The 24,326-nt window shown below is 66.9% G+C and carries 30 protein-coding genes; 24 read left to right on the top strand and 6 right to left on the bottom strand.

All coding sequences use genetic code 11. The features are described from left to right. Positions 1 to 112 precede the first annotated feature (112 nt). The 19 genes from LU688_RS13890 to LU688_RS13980 all read left to right on the top strand — a co-directional run bounded on the left by LU688_RS13890 (position 113) and on the right by LU688_RS13980 (position 15,657). Complete coding sequence (locus tag LU688_RS13890) at positions 113 to 2,092, top strand: cytochrome D1 domain-containing protein (RefSeq protein WP_160290682.1); 1,980 nt, start codon at positions 113 to 115, stop codon at positions 2,090 to 2,092. Further along, a complete protein-coding gene (locus LU688_RS13895; protein WP_038706092.1) occupies positions 2,089 to 2,742 on the top strand; it encodes an SCO family protein in 654 nt (217 codons plus the stop codon). The genes LU688_RS13890 and LU688_RS13895 overlap by 4 nt, the downstream gene beginning before the upstream one ends. Then, a complete protein-coding gene (locus LU688_RS13900; protein ID WP_038706093.1) occupies positions 2,739 to 3,395 on the top strand; it encodes an SCO family protein in 657 nt (218 codons plus the stop codon). The genes LU688_RS13895 and LU688_RS13900 overlap by 4 nt, the downstream gene beginning before the upstream one ends. Positions 3,396 to 3,429: 34 nt before the next feature. Then, a complete protein-coding gene (locus tag LU688_RS13905; RefSeq protein ID WP_414057758.1) occupies positions 3,430 to 4,911 on the top strand; it encodes a cytochrome c/ABC transporter substrate-binding protein in 1,482 nt (493 codons plus the stop codon). A 19-nt stretch (positions 4,912 to 4,930) separates the two neighbouring features. Next, positions 4,931 to 5,572, top strand: coding sequence for a SurA N-terminal domain-containing protein (locus tag LU688_RS13910; RefSeq protein ID WP_046855696.1), 642 nt, complete (start codon positions 4,931 to 4,933; stop codon positions 5,570 to 5,572). A gap of 240 nt (positions 5,573 to 5,812) precedes the next feature. Then, positions 5,813 to 6,346: a response regulator gene (locus LU688_RS13915; protein ID WP_023631301.1), complete on the top strand. Its 534-nt coding sequence runs from the start codon at positions 5,813 to 5,815 to the stop codon at positions 6,344 to 6,346. 54 nt (positions 6,347 to 6,400) lie between these two features. Then, positions 6,401 to 8,119 carry a GspE/PulE family protein gene (locus LU688_RS13920; RefSeq protein WP_094012181.1) on the top strand — a complete coding sequence of 573 codons (1,719 nt, stop codon included), beginning with the start codon at positions 6,401 to 6,403 and terminating at the stop codon, positions 8,117 to 8,119. Further along, positions 8,100 to 8,882, top strand: a complete 783-nt coding sequence (locus LU688_RS13925) for a hypothetical protein (RefSeq protein ID WP_038706095.1) — start codon at positions 8,100 to 8,102, stop codon at positions 8,880 to 8,882. Before LU688_RS13920 ends, LU688_RS13925 begins: the two co-directional genes overlap by 20 nt. A gap of 1 nt (position 8,883) precedes the next feature. After that, positions 8,884 to 9,426 carry a pilus assembly protein gene (locus tag LU688_RS13930; protein ID WP_094012182.1) on the top strand — a complete coding sequence of 181 codons (543 nt, stop codon included), beginning with the start codon at positions 8,884 to 8,886 and terminating at the stop codon, positions 9,424 to 9,426. Then, positions 9,413 to 9,964 (top strand): GspMb/PilO family protein, encoded by a 552-nt coding sequence (locus LU688_RS13935; RefSeq protein WP_038706097.1) that lies wholly within the window; start codon positions 9,413 to 9,415, stop codon positions 9,962 to 9,964. The genes LU688_RS13930 and LU688_RS13935 overlap by 14 nt, the downstream gene beginning before the upstream one ends. Next, positions 9,964 to 10,467: a hypothetical protein gene (locus LU688_RS13940; RefSeq protein ID WP_023632988.1), complete on the top strand. Its 504-nt coding sequence runs from the start codon at positions 9,964 to 9,966 to the stop codon at positions 10,465 to 10,467. The genes LU688_RS13935 and LU688_RS13940 overlap by 1 nt, the downstream gene beginning before the upstream one ends. After that, positions 10,464 to 12,341, top strand: a complete 1,878-nt coding sequence (locus LU688_RS13945) for a secretin GspD/PilQ domain-containing protein (protein WP_038706098.1) — start codon at positions 10,464 to 10,466, stop codon at positions 12,339 to 12,341. Before LU688_RS13940 ends, LU688_RS13945 begins: the two co-directional genes overlap by 4 nt. After that, entirely contained in the window at positions 12,338 to 12,811 is a 474-nt protein-coding gene (locus tag LU688_RS13950) for a type II secretion system protein (protein ID WP_038706099.1), read from the top strand. Before LU688_RS13945 ends, LU688_RS13950 begins: the two co-directional genes overlap by 4 nt. Before the next feature lie 5 nt (positions 12,812 to 12,816). Continuing rightward, positions 12,817 to 13,191, top strand: a complete 375-nt coding sequence (locus LU688_RS13955; RefSeq protein WP_038706100.1) for a type II secretion system protein — start codon at positions 12,817 to 12,819, stop codon at positions 13,189 to 13,191. Then, positions 13,166 to 13,687 (top strand): type II secretion system protein, encoded by a 522-nt coding sequence (locus LU688_RS13960; protein ID WP_038706101.1) that lies wholly within the window; start codon positions 13,166 to 13,168, stop codon positions 13,685 to 13,687. The genes LU688_RS13955 and LU688_RS13960 overlap by 26 nt, the downstream gene beginning before the upstream one ends. Next, positions 13,684 to 14,079 (top strand): curli production assembly/transport protein CsgE, encoded by a 396-nt coding sequence (csgE, locus tag LU688_RS13965; protein ID WP_038706102.1) that lies wholly within the window; start codon positions 13,684 to 13,686, stop codon positions 14,077 to 14,079. Before LU688_RS13960 ends, csgE begins: the two co-directional genes overlap by 4 nt. Continuing rightward, positions 14,076 to 14,495 (top strand): curli assembly protein CsgF, encoded by a 420-nt coding sequence (locus tag LU688_RS13970; RefSeq protein ID WP_023632251.1) that lies wholly within the window; start codon positions 14,076 to 14,078, stop codon positions 14,493 to 14,495. Before csgE ends, LU688_RS13970 begins: the two co-directional genes overlap by 4 nt. A gap of 32 nt (positions 14,496 to 14,527) precedes the next feature. Beyond that, entirely contained in the window at positions 14,528 to 15,379 is an 852-nt protein-coding gene (locus tag LU688_RS13975; RefSeq protein ID WP_023632252.1) for a CsgG/HfaB family protein, read from the top strand. 110 nt (positions 15,380 to 15,489) lie between these two features. Next, on the top strand, positions 15,490 to 15,657 hold the full coding sequence (locus LU688_RS13980; protein ID WP_177182940.1) for a DUF6021 family protein: 168 nt from the start codon (positions 15,490 to 15,492) through the stop codon (positions 15,655 to 15,657). A 1-nt stretch (position 15,658) separates the two neighbouring features. Here LU688_RS13980 and LU688_RS13985 read toward each other — a convergent pair whose 3' ends face one another. After that, positions 15,659 to 16,042 (bottom strand): winged helix-turn-helix transcriptional regulator, encoded by a 384-nt coding sequence (locus LU688_RS13985; protein ID WP_094012183.1) that lies wholly within the window; start codon positions 16,040 to 16,042, stop codon positions 15,659 to 15,661. Positions 16,043 to 16,171: 129 nt separating this feature from the next. On the opposite strand from LU688_RS13985, the gene LU688_RS13990 reads away from it, so the two are divergent. Continuing rightward, a complete protein-coding gene (locus LU688_RS13990; protein ID WP_094012184.1) occupies positions 16,172 to 16,726 on the top strand; it encodes an ester cyclase in 555 nt (184 codons plus the stop codon). 87 nt (positions 16,727 to 16,813) lie between these two features. Here the strand turns inward: LU688_RS13990 and LU688_RS13995 are convergent, their stop codons facing one another. Further along, the gene (locus LU688_RS13995) at positions 16,814 to 17,788 is read right to left on the bottom strand and encodes a polysaccharide deacetylase family protein (RefSeq protein WP_094012185.1); all 975 of its coding nucleotides are present in this window, start codon (positions 17,786 to 17,788) and stop codon (positions 16,814 to 16,816) included. 104 nt (positions 17,789 to 17,892) lie between these two features. On the opposite strand from LU688_RS13995, the gene LU688_RS14000 reads away from it, so the two are divergent. Beyond that, a complete protein-coding gene (locus tag LU688_RS14000; protein ID WP_094012186.1) occupies positions 17,893 to 18,771 on the top strand; it encodes a LysR family transcriptional regulator in 879 nt (292 codons plus the stop codon). A 48-nt stretch (positions 18,772 to 18,819) separates the two neighbouring features. On the opposite strand, the gene LU688_RS14005 is transcribed toward LU688_RS14000, so the two are convergent. Then, positions 18,820 to 19,071 carry a hypothetical protein gene (locus LU688_RS14005; protein WP_023631356.1) on the bottom strand — a complete coding sequence of 84 codons (252 nt, stop codon included), beginning with the start codon at positions 19,069 to 19,071 and terminating at the stop codon, positions 18,820 to 18,822. A 28-nt stretch (positions 19,072 to 19,099) separates the two neighbouring features. Further along, positions 19,100 to 19,600, bottom strand: a complete 501-nt coding sequence (locus tag LU688_RS14010) for a DUF4142 domain-containing protein (protein WP_094012187.1) — start codon at positions 19,598 to 19,600, stop codon at positions 19,100 to 19,102. A 144-nt stretch (positions 19,601 to 19,744) separates the two neighbouring features. On the opposite strand from LU688_RS14010, the gene LU688_RS14015 reads away from it, so the two are divergent. The 3 genes from LU688_RS14015 to LU688_RS14025 are packed head-to-tail and all read left to right on the top strand — an operon-like array spanning position 19,745 to position 22,390. Beyond that, positions 19,745 to 19,987, top strand: coding sequence for a hypothetical protein (locus tag LU688_RS14015; RefSeq protein ID WP_094012188.1), 243 nt, complete (start codon positions 19,745 to 19,747; stop codon positions 19,985 to 19,987). Beyond that, entirely contained in the window at positions 19,984 to 20,778 is a 795-nt protein-coding gene (xth, locus tag LU688_RS14020) for an exodeoxyribonuclease III (RefSeq protein WP_023631359.1), read from the top strand. Before LU688_RS14015 ends, xth begins: the two co-directional genes overlap by 4 nt. A 43-nt stretch (positions 20,779 to 20,821) precedes the next feature. After that, positions 20,822 to 22,390, top strand: a complete 1,569-nt coding sequence (locus tag LU688_RS14025) for a sensor domain-containing diguanylate cyclase (protein WP_038706106.1) — start codon at positions 20,822 to 20,824, stop codon at positions 22,388 to 22,390. Positions 22,391 to 22,430: 40 nt separating this feature from the next. On the opposite strand, the gene LU688_RS14030 is transcribed toward LU688_RS14025, so the two are convergent. Together LU688_RS14030 and hpaI are read right to left on the bottom strand one after the other, a co-directional pair. After that, a complete protein-coding gene (locus LU688_RS14030; protein WP_038706107.1) occupies positions 22,431 to 23,390 on the bottom strand; it encodes a ribonuclease Z in 960 nt (319 codons plus the stop codon). Positions 23,391 to 23,521: 131 nt separating this feature from the next. After that, on the bottom strand, positions 23,522 to 24,322 hold the full coding sequence (gene hpaI, locus LU688_RS14035; RefSeq protein ID WP_038706108.1) for a 4-hydroxy-2-oxoheptanedioate aldolase: 801 nt from the start codon (positions 24,320 to 24,322) through the stop codon (positions 23,522 to 23,524). Positions 24,323 to 24,326: the final 4 nt, after the last annotated feature.

Below are 24,326 nucleotides of genomic sequence, written 5' to 3' on the forward strand. Positions count from 1 at the left end.
AACAATGTTATTGATGGCATAACGCTTGCTTTCACCCTCCACAGAACCCGTGAGTCCTGTGGAGGTGCAGCATGATCATTCCCCTCGAAGGCGCTACCCCATGCGTGCCGGCATGAACCGCAAGCTTCGCCCTGCATACCTGGGCTTGCTGCTGGGCACCGCGCTGATCGGCCTCGGCGTGGCCTACGAAAAGCTCTGGTGCGACCCCCGCGAACTGCTGCAGGAAGCCGCCGATCCCCAGGCCCTGCACACCCTCAGCCGCGACGGCGTCACCGTGGAGTTCGAGGCGCGGCCCCTGGCCGGCGGCGAACTGCGCGAGGGCGACTTTGCCAATATCCGTTTCAAGGTCAGCAACCAGAGCAGTGGCCAGCCGTTGTCGGGCATGGCCCCCGGCGCCTGGCTCGACCCTGCGCAGTCGGCACCGGTCGGTGACCGCGACAGCAGCTGCAAGGCGCGCGTGGCACTGTTTCTCAAGAGCAGCATCGGCGCTCGCCCTTTGCTCGACCTGAACAGCTACTTCCTGCTGGTGCTGAACAAGGATGCCAGCCTGACGGTGATCGACCCGACCGTGTCGGTGGGTGGGGTCACCAGCACGCTGGCGCGCATCGACCTTCCGGGGCGCCCCATGGACTGGGTGGCCAGCGGCGATGACAAGCAGGTGTTCGTGTCCATGCCCGAGCGTAATCAGGTGGCCTTGATCGACACCGAGACATTTACCCGCGTGGCCACCCTCGAGGCCGGCGAGCAGCCGCTGCGGGTGGCGCTGCAACCGGACCAGCGCCTGCTGTGGGTGGGCAACAACAGCCATGACCCGGCCAAGGGCGGGGTGACGGTGATCGATGTGCCCAGCCGCACCACGCTCAAGTCGTTCGCCACCGGCTCCGGCCACCACGAGATCGCCTTCAGCGCCGACTCGCGCTTTGTCTTCGTCAGCAACCGCGATGGCGGCACCCTGAGCGTCATCGACACCGCGCAGATGCGCCTGGTGAAGACCCTCGAGGTCGGCCCGCACCCGTTGTCGGTGGCCTATTCGCCGCTGTCGCAGGCGGTGTACGTGGTCGATGGCCAGGAGGGCACGGTGCGGGTGATCGACGCCCGCAGCCACACCCTGCGCCACATGGTCAAGGCCGAACAGGGCCTGGGGCCGATGCGCTTCAGCCAGGATGGTCGTTACGGCGTGGTGCTCAACACCCTGGAGAACCAGGCGCTGGTGATCGATGCCAGTACCGACCAGCTGCTCCATCGCATCCCGGTGGCAGCCGAGCCGTACCAACTGACCTTCACCAAGGCCTACGCCTATGTGCGTGGGCTGGCTTCGCCGAAGGTGAGCATGATCAACCTGGCGAGCCTCGGGCAGGGGCGCGAGCCGATTGTCCAGGGCTTCGAGGCTGGCCCGGCGGCTCCGCGCCAGGCCGGCGACCTGCCGTTGGCCCAGGGGGTGAGCATTTCCCGCGACGACAATGCGGTGTTCGTGGTCAACCCGGTGGACAACACTACCTACTTCTATGCCGAGGGCATGAACGCGCCGATGTCGGGCTACAACAACCGCGGCCACCAGGCCCGCGCCGCGCTGGTCATCGACCGCAGCCTGCGCGAGCTGGCGCCCGGCGTGTACGGCTCGACGGTGAAGCTGCCGGCCTCCGGCACCTTCGATGTGGCGTTCCTGCTCAACCAGCCGCAGATCATCCACTGCTTCAGCACCGATGTCGCGGCGTTGCCGCAGTCGGGAAGGGCCAAGCGGGCCCACGCCGAGTTCATCGGCACCGACCAGCCGCTGCTGCAGCACACCCCGTACCTGGCCCGGGTGCGTATTGTCGGCGAGGACGGCAAGCCGCGCCTGGGGCTTGGCGACCTGAGCCTGCGCTACTTCCTGGCGCCTTCGTCGCTGCCGCGCAACGTGGCGCTGGTCGAAGTGGGCGAGGGGCTCTACCAGGCGCCGCTGGAGCTTGCCGAGGCCGGCGCCTGGTACCTGCACGTGCAGTCGCCGAGCCTAGGGCGTGCCTTCACCGAAGAAAACTACACCAGCCTGCGCGTCCTGCCGGCCGCAGCAGAGCCCACCGCTTCCCAAGGGGAACCCAGGAGTGTGCGATGAACCGTCTGCATGGTGGAAAACTGCTGGGCCTGAGCCTGCTGCTGGCCAGCAACCTGGCGCTGGCCCACGCCGGCCACGATCACGGCGGCGCTCCCGAGCAACCGCCGGCCGCTCACCAGGAGAAAGCCAGCGTGCGCTTCGCCGATGTGGCGCTGCTCGACCAGGATGGCATGCCGGTGCGCCTGGAAAAGGACTTGGTTGGCGATCATCTGGTGGTCATGGGTTTCATCTACACCAGTTGCACCACGGTGTGTCCGGTGGTGTCGTCGATCATGAGCAAGGTCCAGCAGCAACTGGGCGGGCGAGTGGGCGAAGAGATCCGCCTGGTGTCGATCAGCGTCGATCCACAGCGTGACGACTCAAGGCGCCTGGCCGGCTACGCCCGGGCATTCCAGCATGGGCCGGGGTGGAGCTGGCTGACCGGTTCACCCTACGCCATCAGCGAAACGCTCAAGGGGCTCGGCAGCTTCAGCGCCAACCTCAGCGAACACCCGCCATTGATCCTGGTGGGTGACGGGCGCAGCGGGCACTGGACGCGTTTCTACGGCTTCACCGACCCCAGCGTGCTGATCGGCGAGGTCAACCGCCTGAGCGCGCGCCGGGTGCATGCCAAGAGCACGGCCATCGCCGGCCAGGAGGCACAGCCATGAGCGCCCACACTTCCCGCCATGCCAGCATGCGCAGTCTCGACTGGCTGGTGCTCGGCGTCTGCCTGTGGATCCTCGCCTCGGTGGCGTTCGCCCACGAGGGCCATGCGCCGACGCCACAACCGGCGCCGCAGACCATGACCAGCGGCGGTGGCACCCGCGATGCGCAGACCTGGTTCACCGACACCGTGCTCAAGGACCAGGATGGCCGCGAGCTGCGTTTCTACAGCGATGTGCTCAAGAACAAGGTGGTGATGCTCAACGTGATCTTCACCCACTGCAACGATGCCTGCCCGCTGATCACTCGCAAATTGCGCGAGGTGCGCGAGGCCATGGGGCCGGCACTGGCGGCGCAAGTGACGTTCGTGTCGCTGAGCAGCGACCCTCTGAACGACACGCCAGAGGTGCTCAAGGCGTTTGCGCAGAAGCAGGGGGTGGATGGGCCGAACTGGCTGTTCCTGACCGGCGACAAGGCCAGTGTCGACCTGGTGCTGGGGCGGTTGGGCCAGTTCCTGCCCAGCCCCGAGCAGCACTCGACGCAGTTGATTGCCGGTGACGTGGCGGGCAAGCGCTGGAGCAAGATTCGCCCGGACGCGCCGCCTGCAGCGATCGCCCAGCGCATGCAACTGCTGGCACAGCCGTTGGCGGGGCGCTGACATCATGGCCGCCGCTCTCAAGTTGGTCCTGCTCATGTTGTGTTGGTGCCTGAGCGGGGCGGTGCAACTGAGCGAACAGGAACTCGCCGGCAAACGCCTCTACCGCGAAGGCGTCTCCAGCAGCGACGCCCAGTTGCTGGCCCGGGTCGGCCCCGGCGACATGAGTGTCCCGGCCAGCGTGCTGCCTTGCGCCGGTTGCCATGGCAACGACGGGCGCGGCCGCAGCGAAGGCGGAGTGCGCCCACCGAGCCTGGACTGGCAGCGCCTGGCCCTTGGCCCTGGCAACCGCGAGGCCAACAACCGGCGCTACCCGGCCTACACCGATGCCAGCCTGGCGCGGGTCATCCGCAGTGGCACCGACCCCGCCGGCAATCGCCTTGACCCGGCAATGCCACGCTTCGACCTGAGCCTGGCCGACCAACGTAATCTCACCGCCTATCTCAAGCGCCTGCGCGAGGACCGTGACCCCGGGGTGGAGGAGGGCACCTTGCGCCTGGGCACCTTGCTGCCCGAGCAGGGGCCGCTGGCCGAGGCCGGGCGGACGGTGCGGGCAGTGCTGGAGGATGGCGTCGCGCAGTTGAACCAGCAGGGGGGTATCCATGGGCGACGCCTGCAGCTGGTCGCGCTGGACCCAGGGCAGGACCCGGCCAGCACCGCACAGGCATTGGACACGCTGATGCAACGAGAACGGGTGTTCGCCCTGGTCGCCCCCCTGGCGCCACTGCTCGACAGCCGCCAGCTGGAGCGGGCCGGCCTGCCGCTGATCGGTGCCACGCCACGTAGCGGTGGCAACGGGCAGGTGTTCGATCCCTTGCCGGGCGTGCCCGGGCAATTGCTCAGCGTGGCGCTGCATGCCCGTGATGCCCTTGGCCTGGCGCCCGCAGCCTTGCGGGTGGTGTATGCCGGCGCAGAGCAGGCCGATGCGGCGCAGGTGCTGCTGCAGCGTTTGCGTCAACTGGGGTTCGCTACCGCGCCGCCCCTGGCGTTCATGGGCCAGGCCCCGGATGGCGAGGGCATCCTCTTCCTCGGCCACGCCCAGGCATTCACCGCGCTGGCGTCGAGCCTGCAGGCGAGCGGGCGCAACCCCTACCTGTTCGCCGCCTCGGGCCAGGTGGCCGGCGCCGTGCCGGGATTGCCACCATCATGGTCGCGGCGGGTACTGCTGGCCTATCCCTTCGTCCCCGGCGACTGGACCGCGCAAGGCCGGGCGACCCTTGCCGGGGTGCAGTTGCGCCAGGGGCTGGAGCCACGCCAGGCGTCGTTGCAGGTCAGTACCCTGTGCGCCTGGCAGCTGCTGGTCGAAGCCTTGAAGCAGATCGGGCGTGACGCCAGCCGTGAGCAGTTGTTGGTCGCTCTGGAGCAGTTGCATGACATCGACACCGGCCTCACGCCGTTGCTGGGTTTCGGCCCCGGACGCCGCCAGGGCATGACAGGTGCCCATGTGGTTGAGGTAAGCCTGCCGGGCCCTGGTTTCACTGAAGTGGCACCATACCGAGCGGTGCCGGACAGCCTTTGAGATTCAGGAGAAGATCACCATGCGCACCCTGATTGCCTGCCTGTTGTCGCTGCTCGCCCTGGCCAGCCACGCCGACACCCCAGCGGCGCGGGTCAATGGCGTGGAGATCGGGGTGCTGCGCCTGGAGCGCTACTTCAGCGAATACCTCCAGGCCCAGGGGCGGGCGGTGGCGAGCATCCGCAACCCCAACCTTTACCAGCGCCTGCGCGCGCAGGCCCTGGATGAACTGATCGACAAGGAACTGCTCTGGCAGGAGGCCCAGCGCCAGGGCATAGACATCAGCGATGCGCAGGTGACGGCGCGGGTCGGCGAGGTCGAGGCGGCCTTCGGCAGCCCTGCGGTGTTCGAGCAGCGCCTGGCGCAAGCCGGCTTCGATCGGGCAGGCTTCGCTGACTACACTCGACATGAGATGGCCGCACAGCAGGTTTTCGCCCGGCTGAGCGCGGTCGAAGAACCCAGCAGCGCCGAAGTTGCAGCCTTCCATCAGGCCAACTGGCAAAGACTGCAAGGAATGCAGAACCAAAGTGATAATACTTCTGTCCTACCAGAACACGGCCTGCGCCTGGCCAGGGACGCGCTCGTCGCACAACTCCAGGGTCAGGCCCGGCAAGCCGTACGCCAACGTTTGCGTGATTCCGCTACAGTGGAGCGCGCCGACTGAGGGGGCGGGCAGGGCATTCCCCATTGTTGGGGGAAACGCCTCCGGGCAATGTGCCATCATCTTCCCCGGATATGGGGAACGACCAGCCCGCAAGCTCTGAGGTGACAGACAAGCTTCAACGATATCAACGACTTGAAAGCGGTAAGCACTGATTTTTCATGCCTGGCACGAAGCCTGCTCAAGCCTCTACAAGGCCGCACTTCGCAGACCGGGAAACCGGGCAGTTCATGGGAGTGGACCTTGGTGAACAGAGTATTGGTAGTCGATGACGAACAGACCCTTGCGCAGAACCTGCAAGCTTATCTGCAGGCGCAAGGCCTGGAGGTCCATCTCGCCCACGACGGTGCCACGGGTATCGAAGAGGCCGAGAGACAGGCACCGGACGTGATCGTGCTGGATTACCGCTTGCCCGACATGGAGGGGTTTCAGGTCCTGGAGACCGTGCGCAGGAACAGGCAATGCCATTTCGTGCTGATCACCGCCCACCCGACCGCCGAGGTCCGTGAGCGGGCCGCCGAACTGGGTGTGACCCATGTCCTGTTCAAGCCGTTCCCGCTGATGGAACTGGCCCGCGCCGTCTTCGACCTGATGGGCATCGAGCGCCAGCGCAGAAGCACCGACCAGCCGGCCGAAGGGTACGTCGAACGACGCCAGAACAGGAACGAGTCGTTCCCCTTGCAGTTGTACGATGGCAGCTGGGTCCTGGCCGACCGCCGACGCAATGGCGGCAAGCCCACCGAACCTGACGACGAACAACTGCTCACCGGGGAATAGCGGCGCCCAAGGCCCCCAAGCCCGCGGCGCCGCCCCTGAGCGGAGTCGCAGGCCATGTCCCAGGCATTCGATGCAAGCAGTAAAGGCCTCGTCGCCGGCAATCCGGAACAGGCGACCCTTTATCTTCCATACTCCCGCGACCTCCTGGCCCAGGCCCGCCAGCAAGCCGGCCAAGAGCGCCTGCTGGCCTTCCTGGAACACCTGTCCAGCGACACCCCGGCCACTTTCACCCAGCGCCTGGCCACCACCCTGCATTACCCGGTGCTCGCCACCCAGGCCCTGTTCGCCTGCGCCCCGGCCTTTGACCGGGTCAGCCTGGCGCAGTGCCTGAAACACGAATTCGCCCTGGTCGAACACGACGGCGAGCGGGTCGGTGTGTTCGCCGACCCCTTCGACAGCGCTCGCCTGGCCTGGATTGACGATTGTCTTCAGGGCGCGCCGCTGTACCTGGCCCACGCCGCCGACCTGGCCGCGTTCCTGGCCCGCCACGAGGAAAGCTTCCACGCCGTCGATGCCCTCGGTCACGAGGCTGAACCCGGCAACGAGGCCGACCCGCTGCAGCGCCTGTCGCTGACCAGCATCAGCGAAGACCAGAGCCGCGTGGTCAAGCTGGTCAACTCCACCCTGTACGACGCCCTCAAGCTGCACGCCAGCGACATCCACTTAGGCATGACCGGCCAGGGCCTGACCATCAAGTACCGCATCGACGGCGTGCTCAACGGTGCCGGCAAGGCCAGCGGCAGCGCCTTCGCCGAACAGGTGATCTCGCGGATCAAGGTGATGGCCGAGCTGGACATCGGCGAGAAACGCGTGCCCCAGGACGGTCGCTTCAAGGTGGCCATCGGCGAGCGGCAGATCGATTTCCGCGTCTCGATCATGCCGAGCATCTTCGGCGAGGACGCGGTGCTGCGGGTGCTGGACAAGCAGGACCTGTCCGACCAGGTCAGCGGCGTGCAGCTGCAGGCCCTGGGCTTCGAGACGCAAACCTTGCAGGCCCTGCGCCGGCTGGCCGCCGAGCCCTATGGCATGATCCTGGTCACCGGCCCCACCGGCAGCGGCAAGACCACCACCCTCTACGCCATGCTCAGCGAGATCAACCATGGCATGGACAAGATCATCACCATCGAAGACCCGGTCGAGTACCAGCTGCCCGGCGTGTTGCAGATCCCGGTCAACGAGAAGAAGGGCCTGACCTTCGCCCGTGGCCTGCGCTCAATCCTGCGCCACGACCCGGACAAGATCCTGGTCGGCGAGATCCGCGACCCGGACACCGCCCAGATCGCCGTGCAATCGGCGCTCACCGGACACCTGGTGTTCACCACCATCCACGCCAACAACGTATTCGACGTGATCGGCCGCTTCAGCCAGATGCAGGTCGATCCCTATAGCTTCGTCTCGGCGCTCAATGCCGTGCTGGCCCAACGCCTGGTGCGCCTGGCCTGCCCGCACTGCGCGCAGGCCAGCGAGCCGGATGACGACTTGCTGGCCGCCTCGGGCCTGGCCCGTGACGCGGTGGCCGGCTGGCGCTTCGTGCGTGCCCAGGGTTGCGGCCAGTGCCGTGGCAGCGGCTACCGCGGGCGCAGCGCGATTGCCGAACTGCTGCACCTGGACGACGACCTGCGGCAGATGATCGTCGAACGTCGCCCGCTCTCGCAGATCAAGCAGCTGGCCTGCCAACGTGGCCTGCGCCTGCTGCGCGCCTCGGCCCTGGACCTGGTCCGCGATGGCCGCACCACACTCGAGGAGATCAACCGTGTCACATTTATCGCCTGATCGGTATTGCGCGGTGCTGGGCGCCGAGGGTGTCGGCCTGGGCCATTGGCACGGCCGGCAGCATCAATGGCTGGGCAGTCGCGCGTTTGCCTGCGACGCCGCCCAGCCGGCCTGGGCCCCGGCACTGCAGGCCCTGGCCGGGCTGCTGGGTGAGCATCCGGCACGCGGCGCGCAGTTGCGCGTGCTGCTCTCGGCCCGCTACAGCCGCTTCTGTCTGGTGCCCTGGAGTGATGCCATTGGTACACCGAGCGAACTCGACGCCTATGCACGGGCCTGCTTCGAGAACCTCTACGGGCAGCCTCTGGATGACTGGCGCATTGTGCTTTCGCCGGAGCCGGCGGGCGCTGCGCGCATCGCCACCGCGCTGCCCGAAGCTTTGCTTCAAGGCCTGCAGGCCCTGGGGCGGGAAAATCGCCTGAGCCTGCGCTCGGTGCAGCCGTACCTGATGGCCGCCTACAACCGCTGCTCGGCGCAACTGACCCAAGGCGACTTCCTCTTCGTGCTGGCCGAACCGCGCCGCAGCGTACTGCTGCTGGCTTCAGGCGGTGCCTGGCAGCAGGTGCTGGCCCAGGGCTGCGCCGATAACGACCAGGCGCTGCAGGCGCTGATCGAGCGTACCTGCGAACTGTATGGCGAGCAGCTGCCTCGGGTGTACCTGCATGCCCCGGGGCGCACGGCGGCCTCGCAAATGGCCGCGGTACAGCTGTGCGCCGCCAGTGCCGAATCCGATCCGTTGTGCGCCATGTGGCGAGCGGTGGCCTGACATGCGCCGCCTCGACCTGGAATTCCAACCCCGCCACAGCAGCCCCCTGGCCTGGTCGTTGCTCGCCCTCGGCGGCGCCGTGCTGGCTGTGCTGGTGCTGGCCCAGCAGCAACTGGTGAGCGAGCAGGTGCACCTGGAAAGCCGCGTGCACCAACTCGAACTCAAGCTCGGCCGGCGCCCGGCCACCGCCGCGGTGCAGAGCAGCGCGGTGATCCGCGAGCAGGCCGAGCGCCTGGCGCAGATGCGCAGCGTCTCGCAGCAGTTGCAGCGGCCATGGCAGCAGCTGTTCGCCATGCTCGAGGCGATGCCGCAGGAGGACGTGGCGCTGCTCAGCCTGACCCCCGATGCCCGCAAGGGCCAGGTACGCATCAGTGCCGAGGCGCGCAACCTCGAGGCCATGCTGCAGTACCACCAGCGCCTGGAGCGCAGCGCCGAGCTGTCAGACGTGTCGCTACTCAACCACGAGGTGGTGGCCGGGCAGGTCGAGCATCCGGTGCGCTTCAACCTCACCGCTACCTGGGAGACCGGCCATGCGCGTCCGTAGCCTGATCGTCCATGAAGCGCTGCGGCGCCTGGGCCGGGCAGGGCTGGCCGCGGTGCTGGTCGGCGGCCTGGCCCTGGCGGTCGCCCTGGCCGGGGTGCTGCCCCAGTGGCAGGCGGTCCGCGAACTGCGTGCCAACGAAGCCGATGCCAGTGCCCAGGTGCAGCGCCTGGCGCGTGGCGAGCTCAAGGTGCAGGCCAAGCCCGAGCAGCAGGCGCTGGACGACCTGCGCCAACAACTGCCCGGCCAGCCCCAGGCCAGCGAGCTGATCGAGCGCCTGTACCACCTGGCCAGTGCCGAGCGCATCAGCTTGGCCCGTGGCGAGTACGCCCTGGGCGTGGACCCGAAGACCCAGCTGGCGCGCTACCAGATCGTCCTGCCGGTGCGCGGCAGCTACCCGCAGATCCGTGGCTTCCTCAAGGCGCTGCTCGGCCAGTTGCCGACGCTGGTGCTGGAAGACCTGGAACTGCAACGCAAGCGGATCGGTGACCGGGAACTGACCGGTCGTGTGCGCATGACCCTTTACCTGTCGAGGTCGTGATGAACACTCAGCGTGCGGTGATGTGGGCCGGTTTCCTGGGGTTGAGCGCGGCGCTGGCGTGGGCGCCGGGGCACTGGTTCGGCGTGGGGGAGAATGAGCTGGCAGGCCCTGTCGCGGAGAAAACCCGCCCACACCCGACACCCACGAACGTGGCAGCGAGCTTGCCTCGCGATGAAGCCAAAAGCCTTTCACGCGACCTGTTCCCCAGCCAGCAATGGACCCCACCCCAGGCCCTGGCCACCGTCACCGAACAACCCGTGGTCACCACCCCGGAGCCCGCCGCAGCTGCCGCCCCGACGCTGCCGTTTCGTTTCATCGGTCGCATGGGTGAGCGCGACGACCTGCAGATCTTCCTGCAGAGCGGCGAGAAGCTCTACGTCGTGCGCCAGGGTGATGTGATCGACGACACCTACCGTCTGGACCGTGTTTCGGCCACCGAGTTGAGCCTGGTCTACCTGCCACTGCATCAGCCACAGACCCTGTCTGTCGGGAGCGCACCATGAAACCGTCGAAGTTGTGCAAGCCTGCGCCGTTCGTGCTCCTGGCCCTGTGCGTGGCCATCGCCGGATGCGGCACCAGCGCCGTGCGCAAGGACAGCCAGGAACTGATCAAAGAGGGTCAGTACGAGGCCGGCATCGCTCGCCTGGAAGAAGCCCTGCGCGAAGATCCGCGCGACACCGAGCTGAACATCGCCCTGGCCCACGGCCGCCAGGCCGCGGTCGAGGCGCTGCTGACCCAGGCCGACAGCGACCGCGTGCGCCATGACTTCGCCGGCGCGCGCATGGGCTACGGCCGGGTGCTGACCATCGAGGCGAACAACCGCCGCGCCCAGGAGGGCATCCGCCAGCTGGAGCTGATCCGCACCCTCGACGACCGTGTCGCCCTTGGCCAGGCGGCACTGCGCCAGGGCGACCTGTTCGGCGCCGAGCGCTACATGCGCGAGGTGCTGCGCCTCGACCCGCAAAACCAGAAGGGCCAGATGCTGCGCAGCGACATCGAGAACGTCCAGGCCCGTACCGCCACGCCGTACCCGCAACTGCGCAGCAAGCTGGAGCGCCCGGTCACCCTGGAGTTTCGCGATGCCGACCTGAAGACCATCTTCGAGGTGCTGGCCCAGGTCGCCGGGATCAACTTCATCTTCGACAAGGACCTGCGCCCGGACATGAAGGCCACCATCTTCGTGCGCGAGGTGCGCATCGAGGACGCCGTGGCCCTGCTGCTGGAGCAGAACCAGCTGCGCCAGAAGATCGTCAACGACAACACCTTGCTGCTCTACCCGGACTCGCCGCAGAAGACCAAGGACTACCAGGAACTGGTCATGCGCACCTTCTACCTGACCAGCATCGACGCCAACACCGCGCTGAACATGGTCAAGACCATGCTCAAGACCCGCGACGTGTTCGTCGACGAGCGCCTCAACACCCTGACCATGCGCGACACCCCCGACGCCGTACGCATGGCCGAGAAGCTGCTGCAGTCCCAGGACCAGTCCAACCCCGAGGTGGTGCTGGAAGTGGAAGTGATGGAAGTGGCCACCTCGCGCATCCTCGACCTCGGCCTGCAATGGCCCAACACCTTCGGCGTGCTGACCAGCGACGGCAAGTCGGTCAGCGTGCTCGACCAGTTGCGTGGCATCGACTCCAGCCGCATCAGCATCTCGCCGGCGCCGCAGGCCAAGATCAATGCCCAGGACAAGGACATCAACACCCTGGCAAGCCCGGTGATCCGGGTCAGCAACCGCGAACAGGCGCGCATCCACATCGGCCAGCGGGTGCCGATCATCAGCGCCACCTCGGTGCCCTCGACCCAAGGCCCGGTGATCACCGAAAGCGTCACCTACCTGGATGTCGGCCTCAAGCTCGAAGTGCAGCCCACCGTGCACCTGAACAACGAGGTGGCGATCAAGGTGGCCCTGGAAGTGAGCAACGCCACGCCCCTGGAGGCCACCCGCCAGGGCACCATCCCGGTCCAGGTCGATACCCGCAACGCCCAGACCAGCCTGCGCCTGCACGATGGCGAGACCCAGGTACTGGCCGGCCTGGTGCGCAACGATCACAACGCCAGCGGCAACAAGATCCCGGGGCTGGGCGACATTCCCGGCCTGGGCCGGCTGTTCGGCAGCAACAAGGACGACATGAGCAAGTCCGAACTGGTGCTGGCGATCACCCCGCGCATCGTGCGCAACCTGCCGTACCAGAGCCCGTCGGACATGGAGTTCGCCACCGGCACCGAATCGGCCCTGCAGGTGCGCCAGCTGGCGCAACCGGCACCGGCCAGCGCGCTGCCCGCCGACGCCCCGGCTGACGAGCCGGCCGCCGCACCGCTGGTCGAGGGGCAGATGGCCGTGGTGCCAGCAGCCGCGAGGCCACGGCCATGACACGCCGCCAGCAGGGTTTCAGCCTGATCGAGGTGGTGCTGACCCTGGCGCTGCTCGGCTTGCTCGCCAGCATGGCCGCGCCCCTGACCGAGACCGTGGTGCGCCGGGGCAAGGAGCAGCAGCTGCGCGAGGCGCTGTACCAGATCCGCGACGCCATCGATGCCTACAAGCGTGCCTTCGACGCCGGCTACATCGAGAAGCGCCTGAACGCCAGCGGTTATCCGCCGAGCCTGCAGGTGCTGGTGGATGGCGTGCGCGATGTGCGCAGCGCCAAAGGCGCGAAGTTCTATTTCCTGCGCCGCATCCCCCACGACCCGCTGCGCACCGCCAAGGACGACGACCAGGGTGGCTGGGGCCTGCGCGCCTATGACAGTGCGGCCGACAGCCCACGCGAAGGCGAGGATGTGTTCGACGTGTATTCCAAGGCCAGCGGCAAGGGCCTGAACAACGTGCCCTACGGGCAATGGTGACGGCGATGAAAGCGAGCAGAGGCTTCACCCTCATCGAATTGCTGGTGGTGATGGCGATCATCGCCACCCTGATGACCATCGCCATGCCGCGCTACTTCAACAGCCTGGAGGCCTCCCGCGAGGCCACCTTGCGCCAGAGCCTGGCGGTGCTGCGCGAGGCCCTGGATCACTACTACGGCGACACCGGGCACTACCCCGATTCGATCGACCAGTTGGTGGAGCAGCGCTACCTGCGCAACACCCCGGTCGATCCGATCACCGAGCGGCGCGATGCCTGGCAGCTGGTGCCGCCGCCCGAGGGCGTGGCCGGCGCGGTGGCCGACATCAAGAGCGGAGCAACCGGGAGGGCGCGCGATGGCAGCCTCTATGCCGAATGGTGAAGCCGGCTTCACCTACCTGGGCGTGCTGCTGCTGATCGCCGTCAGCAGCGTGGCCCTGGCGGCCACCGGCACCCTGTGGGCCACCAGCCTGCAGCGCGAGCGCGAGCGCCAGCTGCTGTGGGTGGGCGGCCAGTACGCCCAGGCGCTGCGCAGCTACTACCGCGCCTCGCCGGGCCTGGCCCAGTACCCGCAGGACCTTGGGGAACTGGTGGAAGACAACCGTTTCCCGTCGCCGCAGCGCCACCTGCGCCGGCTCTACCCGGACCCTGTCGGCGGCGGCGAGGAATGGGGCCTGCTGCGCGCGGTCGATGGCCGCATCACCGGGGTGTACAGCCGCTCCGACGCCGCACCGCTCAAGCGCAGCGGTTTCGACGCTCAGTGGAGTGCCTTCGAGGGGCTGGAGCACTACAGCGACTGGCAGTTCGTCGCCGAGCAGGCCTTCGCCGAAAGCGCCGCAGGCGCCCGTCCACACGCCGGCCTGGGAGAGGCGCCATGAAACGCTTGGCCGCGTGGGTGTGCCTGTGCCTGGCCCTGTTGCATGGCCAGGCGCAGGCCGGGGCCGAGGACGAGATGATGGGCTTCATCGTCGACAACACCATCTCGCACATCGGCCACGACTTCTATCACGCCTTCAGCGACCGGCTGCGCGCCACCAGCCGGCTGGATTTCAACCTGGTGGTGCGCGAACGCCCGGATGCCCGCTGGGGCAGCCTGGTGACGGTGGAGTACGAACGCGAGGTGCTGTACCGGCGCTTCCTGCCGCCCAACACCACGCAACTCAACGACGAGGCCATCGCGGCCGCCGACCTGGTCCGCCAGCAGATCATCCAGCGCAAATTGCAACGGCTGCTGCAGGACACAACCGATCTGGAGAGGGACGAGCTATGAGCAACCACCTTGCACGACGCATCGCCGCCTGCCTGCTGGCCGCCGGCCTCGGTGGCCAGGCCCTGGCCACGGAGCTGGTGTACACCCCGGTCAACCCGTCCTTCGGCGGCAACCCGATCAATGGCGCCTGGCTGCTGAACAACGCCCAGGCGCAGAACGACTACGACGACCCCGACCTCAAGGACCGCAGTTCGGCATTCGCCGGCACCTCGGCCCTGGAGCGCTTCAGCAACCAGCTCGAGTCGCGCCTGCTCGGGCAGTTGCTGGACAACATCAGCAACGGCAACACCGGCAGCATGTCCACCGACGCCTTCCTGATCGACGTGATCGACGATTCCGGGGCGCTGAGCATCAAGGTCACCGACCGGGCGACCGGGGAAGTCTCGATCATCGAGGTCAGCGGCCTGAACCCCTGAGAGGGACGGGTCTTTACTGGGGAGAGAACGCCATGAAACGCCTGCTGAGCACACTGCTGATCCTCACCGCCCTGGCTGGCCTGCAAGGCTGCGGCCTGCGCGAGCCGATGCCCGCGGAGCAAGACTCCGAGACCCCGACGCTGACGCCGCGGGCCTCGACCTACTACGACCTGGTCAACATGCCGCGGCCACGTGGTCGGCTGATGGCGGTGGTATACGGCTTCCGCGACCAGACCGGGCAGTACAAGCCGACCCCGGCCAGCTCGTTCTCAACCAGCGTCACCCAGGGGGCGGCGAGCATGCTGATGGACGCCCTCAGCGCCAGTGGCTGGTTCGTGGTGCTCGAGCGCGAAGGCCTGCAGAACCTGCTGACCGAGCGCAAGATCATCCGCGCCTCGCAGAAGAAGCCTGACGTCGCCGAGAACATCCAGGGCGAACTGCCGCCGTTGCAGGCGGCCAACCTGATGCTCGAAGGTGGCATCATCGCCTACGACACCAACGTGCGCAGCGGCGGCGAGGGCGCCCGCTACCTGGGCATCGGCCTGTCCCGCGAGTACCGGGTCGACCAGGTCACGGTCAACCTGCGGGCGGTGGACGTACGCACCGGGCAGGTGCTGGCCAACGTGATGACCAGCAAGACCATCTACTCGGTCGGGCAGAACGCCGGGGTGTTCAAGTTCATCGAGTTCAAGAAGCTGCTCGAGGCCGAGGTCGGCTACACCACCAACGAACCGGCGCAACTGTGCGTGCTGTCGGCCATCGAAGCCGCGGTGGGCCACCTGCTGGCGCAGGGCATCGAGCGGCGGCTGTGGCAGGTGGCCGGGGATGGAGTGGGGGACAAGGCGGTGTTGGACAAGTACCTGAGTCAGTACCAGCAGCAGTAGCGACCTACGGGGCATATGGTCCGCGGATGCTCCCTGCAGTCGGCATTCAAAGCAATCAAACTTTGCAGCCGTGGCGGTATCTCCCATTAACACAACCAGGAGAAATCACCATGTCAGATCCACGCCATTCGCCGGCCAAGCAGGGCCCGCACTCATCCGAGCAGGCCACCGAACCCGATGACCTCGGCTTCGACCCGGACTCGCCGGATGTCGATGACCCGCAGGTTGATCCCCAGGGGCCGGCAAAGCCACCGAGGGATGTCGAAAAAGAGCGCTGAATCATTCGCTGTATTGGTCGTATAGCTGGCGCGCCAGCAGAATTGCCGGCATGTTCGACTCCGCCCACTGCGCCAGGCGCTCCACCGTGCCGCCCAGTGTCGCGCCCAGCTCGGTGAGGGCGTATTCGACTGTGGGCGGCACGGTCGGATACACCTGGCGCTCCACCAGGCCGTCGCGTTCGAGCCGCTTCAGGGTTTGCGACAGCACCTTCTGCGAGACGCCGGCCATATCCCGGCGCAGCTGGTTGAAACGCACCCGCTCACCGGCGCTGAGGCGGTCGATGAGCAACAGCACCCACTTGTCGGCGAGGCGCTCGAGCACCAGGCGGGCCGGGCAGTTCGGGGCGAATACGTCGTAGGCGGGGCATTCGCGGTAATGGGCCATGGGTTACTCCGAGGTAATCAGGTGAGTGAAAAGTGCCTTCTTGAGCGCCTGGGCGGGACTGGTTAGGCTTTTATCCATGGTTCGCGGCCGCGCCATACCCTCCCGTTGAATGCACTGAAGGAAATTGAGATGAACACCGAACCCAAGGCTTCGGCGCTGCGTGCTGGCCGCTGGATCACCCTGCTGCTGCTGAGCGCGGCGGCCAATCCGGGCAATGCCGGCGAGCTGGTGGCTCCGGCCACCCCGGTCGTGGACCAGAGCCTGCCCAAGGCCCAGCTGGAGCAGCAGATCCTCGCCGCCCGCCGCTACGACACCTTCTGGAACACCGGCGACGAGGCCATGGCCCGCGCCGCGCTGGCCAGCGACTTTCGCGACAACACCCTGCCGCCGGGACGACCACAGGGCGTGGAAGGGCCATTGAGCGCTTCCAGGGCATTCCGCGCAGCGGTGCCGGACCTGCGCTGCGAGGTCCTGCAGATGATCGTCGCAGGCGACCGGGTCACCGCGGCGCTGCGTTTCACCGGGCACTTCAGCGGCAAGCTGGGCGAGCACCAGGGGCAGGGCCAGGCCATCGATTTCATCGCCATGGATATCTACCGTGTCGCCGAGGGCCGGATCGCCGAGGACTGGCATCTGGAGGACAACCTTGCGTTCATGCGCCAGGCGGGGTTGGTGGGGCGCTGAACACACGGGCTGGTCTTGATCCAGGGTTACCAGGACTGGCCTCATCGCCGGCTTGCCGGCGAAAGGGCGCGAAGCGTCCCCGTTCGGTCAATCGAACACACGTGGCGGATTGACAGGTGTATCGGCCTGGGTCAGGGCCCAACGGGCAATCTCGTCCTTGCGCATGAACGATACGCCGGCATGGCCGCGGGCATAGGCGAAGAACTGATCCAGCGCGCGCACGACGGTAGGCGTGCCGCCGATGCGGTCATGCGCCGACAGCGACATCAACCGGCGCCGTTGGCGGCCTTCGGCATAGAGCACGTCGAACTCGTCCTTGAGCTCCTGCAACAGCGCGGCGCCGGTCATCGCCGTGGACCCGGCGATGCGGCCGATGTCGTTGTTGCGCAGGGTGTAGGGCACCACCGCGAACGGCTTGCCGCGCACCGGGGTGATCGAGGGTTCGTCGCGGGCCAGGTCGTCGATGTGGTAGAGAAAGCCGAGGTCCTGGAGGATGTTCAGGGTCTCGCGGGAATGACGCATCCAGAACGCGTTGAAACCTACCGGGCGTTGGCCGGTGACGCGTTCGATGATGGCGCTGGCCTGCTCGTACTGGCGACGCTCCTCTGCAGGCGTCAAGCTGTACTGCGGCGCCCAGTGCAGGCCATGGCCGGCGGCTTCGTGGCCGCGCCTGACCACCTCGGCCGCCAGCTCCGGGTAAGCCTCCACAGCCTTGCCGACCATGTGCGAGGTGACCTTGATGCCGTGCCGGTCGAACAGCGCGAGCAGGCGCGGCACGCCTTCCAGCGGGCCGTAGCGGTACCAGCTGGGGGCGATGGTGTCGGGGTAGCGTGAATCCAGAGGCGGGAAGGGGCTTTCGGCGTGTTCCGGCTGGCCACCGGACTCGAATTGCAACGACACGGAAATCACCAGTTGCGCGCCATTGGGCCAGAACCCTTTGCCACCGGCGCTATCGGGCGGCGCCCCGGTGCTGCTGCCCGGCTCTTGCGCCAGTACCGCGCCTGCCGCGACGGCGATGCCGCCGGCGAGGGTGCCTTTCATGAAATCTCTTCTGCTGGTCATCGGGTTGTTCCTGTGCGGGTGTCGATGCCGGGCAGTGTAATTAGCGAGGAAATCACCAATAATCGGGCGAAATCCAAAATCATATTTCGGAAAAATCGAAAAGCATGCTGGATAACCTGGCGTTGTTCCTGACCATCATCGAAAAAGGCAGCCTGTCGGCGGCGGGCCGCGAGCGCGGCTTGTCACCGGCCACGGTGTCCGAGCGCCTGGCGGCGCTGGAGGCGCACTACGGGGTGGCGCTGCTGACCCGCAGCACTCGTTCGCTGAGCCTCACCGACGCCGGCCGGCAACTCGCCGAGGGCGCACGGCGCCTGCTGGCCGAGGCCGACGAGCTGGAAAGCCGTCTCAGGGACGGCCAGCAGAAGATCTCCGGACTGGTGCGCCTGAGCGCGCCGGTGGACCTCGGCCAGCACCGCATCGTGCCGCTGCTCGACCGCTTCCTGGCCGAACATCCGCAAGTCTCGATCGACCTGGACCTGACCGATGGCTACGTCGACCTGGTGGGGCAGGGCATCGATTTCGCCATTCGCTACGGCACCTTGGCCGACAGTTCCCTGCGCGCACGGTCCCTGGGCGACAACCGCCGGGTGGTGTGCGCCGCGCCCGACTACCTGCGCCGCCACGGCACGCCACTGCACCCGGACGATCTGGCGCGCCACGATTGCATCGTCATGCGCTTCGGCATCCACGCCGAACGGGTCTGGCCATTTCGCCTGGACGGCGTGGCCTACCCGGTGAGCGTGCGCGGACGGCGGATTGCCAACAACGGCGAGCAGGTGCGCCGCTGGGCGTTGGACGGACACGGGCTGTGCCTGAAATCGCTTCGCGATGTGCGCGACGACCTCGACAACGGCCGGTTGGTCGAAGTGCTGGCAGACTTCAGCGCCGGCCAGGTGGCCCTGCAGATCGTCTACCCGCCGACGCGGGTGCAGCCACGGCGGGTAAGGGCGTTGATGGAGGCGATCATCGAAGGCCTGCGCTAGTGCGCCCCGTGGCAGCTGGCCGAGCCATTGCCACAGGGCGGAGCGGTATCAGCTTTCGGCTTGTCTGGCGGCCTCGACACCGGCGGACGACAGCTTGATCGGGTAGTTGACGCTGAGCGTGTGGCCGGCTTCGACATTCACGCTGCCATCGTGGATCAAGCCTTGCTCCTGCAGGGTCTTGAGCATGCCGGCCACGGCTTTCTCGCCGCGGTAGTTGTCCAGCACTTCCTTGCCCAACCCTTGCGGGTGGGCGTGCAACAGGCGGGTCAGGACTTCCGAACGCAGTGCATCATTGCTCATGGGAGCCTCGCTTTGTCAGTGGGGCGGGTTACTGGCCGTGCTTGGCCTGCAGTTCCTTGGCATGCTTCAGGTGCTCTTCGAGCTTGGGCAAGGTCTCGCCGGCGAAGGCCTTGAGTTCGGCCTTGTCGGACGAGGCGGCCTCTTTCCTGAACAGTTCCACGGCTTTCTCGTGGGCCTCGACCTGGTTGTTGACGTAGGAGCGGTCGAACGACTCGTCGCGCCATTCCAGGATCATCTTCTTGACCTTGTCGGTCAGCGCCGCTTCATCGGGCACGCTGATGTCCAGTTTGCGGGCGATGTCGCCGAGCTTCTGGTTGGCCTGGGTATGGTCGGTGACCATCTGCTGGGCGAAGGTCTTGATTTGCGGGTCCTTGCTCTTGTCCAGCGCCAGCTTGCCGGTCACCACTTCGGCGATGCCGGCTTCGGTGGCGGCGTCGACGAAGTCATCCGACGAGGCGGCCAGGGCCTGTAGCGAGGCCATGCCCAGCACCATGGAAAACCCGACCCGCTTGAGGAACAGATTGCTCATGTGTGACTCCTTATCCGTTGGCGCGACGTCAGTGTCGCGTACGGTTGAGAGCAGGCGGCGGGCAAAGGTTTAATTTTTCTGCGCGTTTTGAACCGATGCTGACCACCAAGGCTCACACCTTCAAAGGTGCAGAGGAACCCGACCATGAGCATCGAACGCAGCATTCCCGAACTCGAGGCCTGGTACGCCCAGTACGACGATGCCAGCTATCGCCGCGAATCGCCCGACGCTTATCACCATGAGCTGCTGCGCACGGCCGAGGCGCTGCGCGATGATGGCGCGATCGACTGGGACGACTGGCTCAGGCTCAAGGAACTGGCAGACCAGGCCCACCTGGGGGCACTGCAAGACGCGGTGCAGGCCCGCGTGGACGACCCCAACGCATGAAAGCGCTGAAGATCACCACGTTCAATGTCAACGGCATCCGCAGTCGCCTCGACAACCTGCTGGCCTGGCTGGCGCGCGAGCAACCCGACATCGTCTGCCTGCAGGAACTCAAGGCCAGCGACGCGCAGTTCCCCCGCGAGGCCATCGAGGCTGCCGGCTACGGCTGTCTGCATTTCGGCCAGGCGTCATGGAACGGTGTCGCCATCCTCGCCCGCGACAGTCAGCCCCTGGAGGTGCGCCGTGGCTTGCCGGGCATGGAGGACGACAGCCAGAGCCGCTATGTCGAGGCGGCGGTGCACGGCGTTCAGGTGGCCTGCCTGTACCTGCCCAATGGCAACCCGCAACCGGGCCCGAAGTTCGCCTACAAGCTGCGCTGGTTCGAAAGCCTGATCGCCCATGCCGACACCCTGCGCGGCGCCGATCACCCAGTGTTGCTGGCGGGGGACTTCAATGTGGTGCCCACCGACCAGGACATCTACAACCCGAAGTCGTGGCTCAAGGACGCGCTGCTGCAGCCCGAGTCACGCGCCTGCTACCAGCGTTTGCTGGAGCAGGGCTGGAGCGATGCGTTGCGGCAGTTGTACCCGCACGAGCGGGTCTACACCTTCTGGGACTATTTCCGTAACCACTGGCCGCGCAACGCCGGGCTGCGCATCGACCACCTGCTGCTCAACCCGGCCCTGGCGCCTTACCTGAAGGACGCAGGGGTCGACGCCTGGGTGCGCAACGAGGCCCACGCCAGCGACCATGCGCCAGTGTGGATCAGTCTCGGCACACGCAAGCGGCGCTGAACTATAGTCATTGGCGGCCAAGGCTCGATGACAAGGGATTTCAATGCGCGTAGTCAGGAAGCAGACCGAGGACGGCCTTTTCCCGGTGACCGGAGAAGGCCGCGCAGTGTCGCTGTTCCGCCTGATGCTCAGTTTCATGGCGGTGGTGATGCTGGCTTTCGTCTTGGTCGAAGGCTGGCGGATCTGGCGCGACTACCGACAAGTGTTTGCCAATGCCGAGAACGCCGTCAGCAACCTGGCCCGCGCAACTGCCCAGCATGCCGAGGATGCCATCCGCCAGGTTGACGCCATCACCGCAGCGCTGGCCGAGCGCCTGGAAGGCGATGGTTTCGACCATGTCGACCGCCCGCGCCTGCATGCATTGCTCAAGCAGCAGGCGCAGATCATGCCGCAGTTGCACGGGCTGTTCGTCTATGGCCCGGACGGTGGCTGGATCGTCACCGACAAGGACGATGTGCCAGCAGGCGCCAACAATGCCGACCGCGACTATTTCATCTATCACCGCACCCATCCCGACCGCCAGGTGCGCATTGGCTCGGTGGTGCGCAGCCGCTCCACCGGCGACCTGATCATCCCCATCTCGCGGCGCCTGGACAATGCCGACGGCGGCTTTGCCGGGGTATTGCTGGGCACCATCAAGGTCGATTGGTTCGTGGGCTACTACGGCGACTTCAAGATCGACGAGCGTGGCGCACTGGTGCTGGCCAAGCGCGACGGCACCATCCTCGTGCGTCGGCCGTTCGTCGAGCAGGTGATTGGCCGCAGCCTTGCGGCCAGCGACATCTTCCGCGAGTACCTGCCCCATGCCAGCGAAGGAGTGGCCGAGGCCGTGGCGGTGGTCGATGGCACGCCGCGCCTGTACGGGTTTCGCTCACTGAGCAGCTATCCACTGGTGGTGGAGGCAGGCTTGTCGCGCGAGTCGATCATCGCGCCGTGGCGCCACGACATGCTCAAGTCGCTGGCCGTGCTGGTGCTGCTGCTTGTCGGCGTGGCTGGGTTTGGCTGGATCGTCCTGCGCCAGTTACGCGAGCGCATCGCCATCGAGCGTGCGCTGCACCAGGCCCACCAGACCCTCAAGGCGCTGGCCCTGACCGACAGCCTGACCGGGCTGGGCAACCGCCGGCGGCTGGATGCGGTGCTGGAACCGGAGATACGTCGGGCGCGGCGCCAGGGCTACGCGTTGGCGCTGGTGATGCTCGACCTGGACTGTTTCAAGGCCTACAACGACCGCTACGGGCATCCAGCCGGCGACCAGTGCCTGCGCCGCTTCGGCGAGCTGTTGCGCCAGGCGCTGAAACGCCCGGGCGACCTGGCGGTGCGTTATGGTGGCGAGGAGTTCACCTTGTTGCTGCCCGACACCGATGCCGCAGGGGCCAGCCAGATCGTGCAGGAGATCCTGCAGTTGCTGCGCCGGCAGGCCATCGAGCACGGTGGCAGTCCGTTCGGCCATGTCACGGCCAGCGCCGGCATCGCTGTGGGTGCGCCGAAGTTGGCGACGGTCACTCCGGAGAACCTGATGGCGGCGGCGGACGCGGCGCTCTACCAGGCCAAGCGGCAGGGGCGCGATCGCTACTGCCTGGCGGCCAGTGTGGAGCAGCATCCGGCGCATTGAAGGCATCGCTCGAGGGCTGTCATGCCAGCAAGGTGCGACGTTACTCCACCTCGACCAGCACTCCGTCACGGCTAATTCGAAAGCGCGCCAGGTCCCGGGCCAGGGTCAGGTGCCCCTTGTAGTGTGCCAGTGCCTCTTCGCGTACCTCCTCGATGGAACCGCCGCGCCCACCGCCTGACTGGTAGCGGGCGCTGAAGTGCGTCAGCACCAGGTTCTTCACCGCCGCCATTTCGGCGAAGCGCGCCACCGCAGCGGCGGTGCTGTGACCGAAGCTGGCCTGGGTGCGTTCGACCACCGGTTGGGTGAAGGTGGCTTCGTGGACCAGCACGTCCACGTTGGCGGCCAGCTCGCTCAACAGCTCAGGACGGTCGTTGTCACCGCAGACGATGATCCGTTGCGCCGGACGCGTCGGTTGCAGATAGGCCTGGGGGTCGATCTGGCGACCTTCGTGCTCGACTGTCCGGCCACGGGCGATCTGCCCCCACAGCGGCCCGGCCGGGATGCCGTCGGCGCGCAGGCGCTCGGTGTCGAGGTGCGGTTGCGGATCGCGTTCCTCGAACACGAAGCCGTAGGAGGGTACCCGGTGCGACAGCTCGACCACGCCTACCTGGATATTGCCGTGGTCCAAGCCACCGAAGGTCTCCAGCGCCTGCATCTGCAACTCGAAGGGCAGGTAGGTGTCGCTCACCACCAGGCTCTGCCGCACCCAGGGATGCAGGTCGGCCGGCATGACCAGCTGCAACGGCTCCTTGCGCCCGGACATACCGGCGCTGGCCAGCAGCCCCGGCAGGCCGAAGCAGTGATCGCCGTGCACATGGGTGATGAAGATGGCGCGCAGATCGCGCACTGACAGCGGGCTGCGCAGCAGCTGGTGTTGGGTGCCTTCGCCGCAATCGACCAGGTACCACCCGTTGCCGGTGGCTTCGATGACCGCGGTCGCGCTGACGTTGCGGGCCTTGGTGGGCACCCCGGAAGAGGTGCCCAGAAACTGCAGGTCCATTGCCTGACTCCTTGATTCGACGTAGTCGCGACCCCGCAGGGCGGGGCGCGCGGAGGCTAGCATGGTGCTGCCGAGCCGGCCAGCAATGCTTTGATCGCCTCAACATCGAGCTTAAGCGCTACAAGGTCAGTCTAGTAGACACCGCCCTGGGCAATGGCGGCGATCCGTTCCTTGAAGGTGCCCGCCAGGACCTGCAAGCCGCGCATCAACACGGTGGTGTCGACGCCGACCGCGACGAACGCCGCGCCCAGTTCGATATAGCGTCGTGCCAGCGTCTCATCGGCGCTGAGGATGCCCGCTGCCTTGCCGGCGCGGGTGATGCGCACGATGGCCTCCTCGATGGCCGCCTGCACCTCGGGATGCCCCGGATTGCCGCGTTGGCCCATGGCGGCGCTGAGGTCGGCGGGGCCTATGAACACGCCATCGACGCCTTCGACGGCGCAGATTGCATCGAGGTTGGCCAGGCCTTCGCAGTTCTCCACCTGCACCAGCAGGCACATCTGGTCGTCGGCCTGGTCCAGGTAGTCGGGGATGCTGTTCCAGCGCGATGCCCGCGCCAAAGCGCTGCCGACACCGCGCACGCCGTGGGGCGGGTAGCGCATCGCCCGCACCAGCTGGCGCGCCTGCTCGGCGCTTTCGACCATGGGTACCAGCAGGGTCTGTGCGCCGATATCGAGCAACTGCTTGATCAGCGCGGTATCGCCGATCACCGGGCGCACGATGGGCTGGGCCGGGTAGGGTGCCACGGCCTGCAACTGGGCGAGCAGGCTGCGCAGGTCGTTGGGCGCGTGCTCGCCGTCGAGCAGCAGCCAGTCGAAGCCGGCGTTGGCCGCCAGCTCCGCGCAATACGGGTCGGCCAGGCCAAGCCACAGGCCGATCTGCGCCTGGCCGCTGCGCAGGCGTTGCTTGAAGGTGTTGATGGGCATGTCCATGGGC

Source organism: Pseudomonas soli (genome assembly GCF_021283165.2).
Taxonomy (GTDB): Bacteria; Pseudomonadota; Gammaproteobacteria; order Pseudomonadales; family Pseudomonadaceae; genus Aquipseudomonas; species Aquipseudomonas soli.